Source organism: Halanaerobiales bacterium (genome assembly GCA_035270125.1).
In the GTDB taxonomy this organism is placed as follows: domain Bacteria; phylum Bacillota; class Halanaerobiia; order Halanaerobiales; family DATFIM01; genus DATFIM01.
In genome coordinates this window covers 1-2898 of the sequence record DATFIM010000007.1, presented here as the reverse complement: position 1 = coordinate 2898, position 2898 = coordinate 1, and the positions used below count along the sequence as shown (strand labels likewise).

Sequence of the window (2898 nt, the reverse complement as noted above, 5' to 3'; positions counted from 1 at the left end):
ATTTTTTTTGCATTACCAATCTTTCTTAAATAGGTCATGTAAGCTGGCATATTGGAGTCTTCATTGATTTCTCTGGCTGTAGGATAGTGTCCCAATTCTTTGGTCTTTTCAACATATAATTTCAAAAGATCCTTTATCTTATATTTAACCTTCATCGCCACTTAAACCACTCCACTTTTTTGTTTTTAAAATATCTTAAGTTGATTACGATTTATCTCCTTTACAACTTCTCCAAGAGTTGGAGGCCATTCAGTTTTTCTTATAATTAACTTTTTTGCAGTATTTTTAACTGTTAAGTAATCATAATCTCCTAAAAAGTCATACCAGGTCTCTATAAATTCTTTATTATCTCTTTTTGTTTTAAGAGGAAATTTAAACTTTCTAGGATAAGCATTACTCAAAAAAACAAGTATTTTTATTAATTCTGCTTTTTTCATAGGACTTTGTTTGCCTCCTCAAGATCTTCCTCTTCATAATCAGCATAAAGTTCCTGTAACATCGATAATTCATCACTGTTTTTTTCTTGAGTATGTTTCATACGATTTTCCAGTTTGATAATCTGTTTTCTAAATTTAGCTGCACTTAATATATTTGATTTCCAGAAATTATTATTTTGTGACCAGTCAATTAGCTGATATATTTCTTTCCAGCTGTAGCCTTTGTTATCTTCTTCTTTTGCTCCTATAGGTCCTAAACGATGTAATCTATCCATCTCTTTAGCCCAACTTTTCATTCTTTTATCTTCAGAGTCTGTAGTTGGAACACTGGCCCTGAGGTTGTTTTCTAAGATCTTTTCTCTTAAATAACTGGCTGCTTTATAGGCTTTAGAGTCTTCTGGAAAGTCTTTTTCTACCACTTCATTTTTTCCGAACCCTGACGAAGAGTTTTTAAGAGATTGAGTTCGAGAAAGAGCTTGAGTTCGAGTTCGAGGTTTACCAAACTGTTTAACTAAGCGTTCGCCAAACCCTTTATTATGTTTTCTTGTTTCTGTTATAAATTTATCCATTAATTCAGTCTTTGGAATCTCTTTTAATTTCCTTATAGCAGACTTTTCCTGATTGGGATTATCAGGTGATTGATACTTGATAGCCCTTGGTATATAAATAACCTTAACCTTTTCATCATATTCTATAAAACCATCTTCTAACAGTTGGTTAAAGGCTTTATCTAACTCTTGTTTATCCCAATTTAAATCTGCTATTATATATTGTTTTGGGAGTCTAAATAATCCCTCGGTATTTCTATGAGGACAGGTCAATAAATAGAGAGCCAAAAATTTTGTATTATTGTCCCAGTTAAGAACTTTTTCATCTGTCCAGAATCTTTCTGAAATCCTATTATATCTATATTTCAAAATAACACCCCTTGTTTAGTTTTAATATTTTTAAAATTATAAATATAAATCACATAATTTTAGATAATTGCGTTTCATTTAGATCCACTCCATAATACCAGGCCAAAAAATAATCTCTGGATATTACCCATTTACCACCAATTTTTCTGGCAGGTAATTCTCCACTTTCAAGCATTAAATATATTTTAGTATTACTATGAGGTAAAATTTTAGCTAGATCTTTGACATTAAGGGAAAATGGTAAATTCTTTTGACTTTTATAAATTAATTGCAAAATTATGTTATTAATATCTAAACTTTTTTCATTTAATTTATTTTCTGATTGATAGTCTCCACTAATTAAAGGCAACTATATCATCCTCCTAATAGATTTTAGTTAATAAATAAATTTTCAATATTGTCATTAAAAAAATCTGCCATCTCTGCAGCTAAATTCAGAGTTGGATTACGAGTTTCTCTTTCAATATGACCGTAAAAAGCCCTCGTAATACCAAATTCTTTAGCTATTTCTGCCTGGGTCATCCCCCTTTCTTTTCTTTTTTCTTTAAGTACCTTTCTCATACAAATCACACCTTTTAATGAATAATATTCCAATACATAACAGTATATAGATACTTATTGTTACTGTCAAGATTTTTTATTAACATATGCAAATTAATTCTTTACTTTAGATACATAATGTAGTATAATTATATTAGGCAAAAAATAAAAGGAGTGTCAAAATGTCGATAGGAAAAATAATTAAAGAATTGAGAAAAGAAAATAATATGACCCAGGAAGATCTGGCAGAAAAACTGGGAATAACCCGAGGAGCTATAGGCTTATATGAAAGAGGAGAAAGAAAAGTTAATTATGAGACAGTAAATAAATTGGCTGATATTTTTGGTGTGTCTTCTGATTATCTTTTAGGAAGAATTGATAAAAAAAATCCAGTTAGAACTATTTCTGAAGCTATATCTGATAATCCTGAACTCTATAATTTTTGGAAGGAATTATCTAAAAGAGAGGACTTACAATTATTATTTAAACAAACCAGAGACCTTGAACCTAAAGAAATAAAAAGAATCATTAGAGTAATAAAAGCTATCGAGGATGAAGAAATTGATGATCTGTAATTGACCTGTAAAGAAGCTTCTGCTCTTGTTGGTACTGAGGTTAAAAAACATCTGGTAAGTTTAGGTCCTGGTATCTGGGGAATGCTCTATTACTCCTCTAAAGGTAAATATCATATATTGATTAATAAAAATTTAAATGAGAAAAAACGCAAAAAAGCCTTAATTCATGAACTTAAACATCTAATTGTAGATTTAAAACCTGGTTTATATGTTATTGGATTTGGGGCTCAGAAAGATAAAATGGAAATGAACACTAATTTCTGGGCCAATAAATTTCATAATATCTTATTTGAGGAATAATCATATTTTTTTCGCTATTTATTTACATATTTTTTCATATTTTGATTATTATATAATTTTTTTATTATTTATTACATTTATTGAGGAGGTGGTTATATTGAAATAGTAAGATGTTTTTAGCTTAATAGT

The 2898-nt window shown here is 29.2% G+C and carries 6 protein-coding genes; 2 read left to right on the top strand and 4 right to left on the bottom strand.

Features of this window, described 5'->3' with window-relative positions:
• Nucleotides 1–185: 185 nt before the first annotated feature.
• From VJ881_00490 to VJ881_00475, 4 genes are read right to left on the bottom strand one after another with little or no spacing between them, the layout of a single operon-like run.
• The gene (locus VJ881_00490) at nucleotides 186–437 is read right to left on the bottom strand and encodes a replicative helicase loader/inhibitor (protein HKL74516.1); all 252 of its coding nucleotides are present in this window, start codon (nucleotides 435–437) and stop codon (nucleotides 186–188) included.
• Nucleotides 434–1354 carry a hypothetical protein gene (locus VJ881_00485; protein ID HKL74515.1) on the bottom strand — a complete coding sequence of 307 codons (921 nt, stop codon included), beginning with the start codon at nucleotides 1352–1354 and terminating at the stop codon, nucleotides 434–436. The genes VJ881_00490 and VJ881_00485 overlap by 4 nt, the downstream gene beginning before the upstream one ends.
• Nucleotides 1355–1403: 49 nt before the next feature.
• Entirely contained in the window at nucleotides 1404–1703 is a 300-nt protein-coding gene (locus tag VJ881_00480; GenBank protein ID HKL74514.1) for a helix-turn-helix domain-containing protein, read from the bottom strand.
• A 23-nt stretch (nucleotides 1704–1726) separates the two neighbouring features.
• Nucleotides 1727–1915 carry a helix-turn-helix transcriptional regulator gene (locus VJ881_00475; protein HKL74513.1) on the bottom strand — a complete coding sequence of 63 codons (189 nt, stop codon included), beginning with the start codon at nucleotides 1913–1915 and terminating at the stop codon, nucleotides 1727–1729.
• Between the two features lie 161 nt (nucleotides 1916–2076).
• Between VJ881_00475 and VJ881_00470 the strand changes: the two genes are divergently transcribed.
• Nucleotides 2077–2469, top strand: coding sequence for a helix-turn-helix transcriptional regulator (locus VJ881_00470; protein ID HKL74512.1), 393 nt, complete (start codon nucleotides 2077–2079; stop codon nucleotides 2467–2469).
• On the top strand, nucleotides 2470–2769 hold the full coding sequence (locus VJ881_00465) for a hypothetical protein (protein HKL74511.1): 300 nt from the start codon (nucleotides 2470–2472) through the stop codon (nucleotides 2767–2769).
• Nucleotides 2770–2898: the final 129 nt, after the last annotated feature.

What these genes read in the sequence shown, in the direction of transcription:
- VJ881_00490 (HKL74516.1), bottom strand. Translation starts at nt 437, where the DNA reads ATGAAAAAAGCAGAATTAATAAAAATACTTGTTTTTTTGAGTAATGCT.
- VJ881_00475 (HKL74513.1), bottom strand. Translation starts at nt 1,915, where the DNA reads ATGAGAAAGGTACTTAAAGAAAAAAGAAAAGAAAGGGGGATGACCCAG.
- VJ881_00470 (HKL74512.1), top strand. Translation starts at nt 2,077, where the DNA reads ATGTCGATAGGAAAAATAATTAAAGAATTGAGAAAAGAAAATAATATG.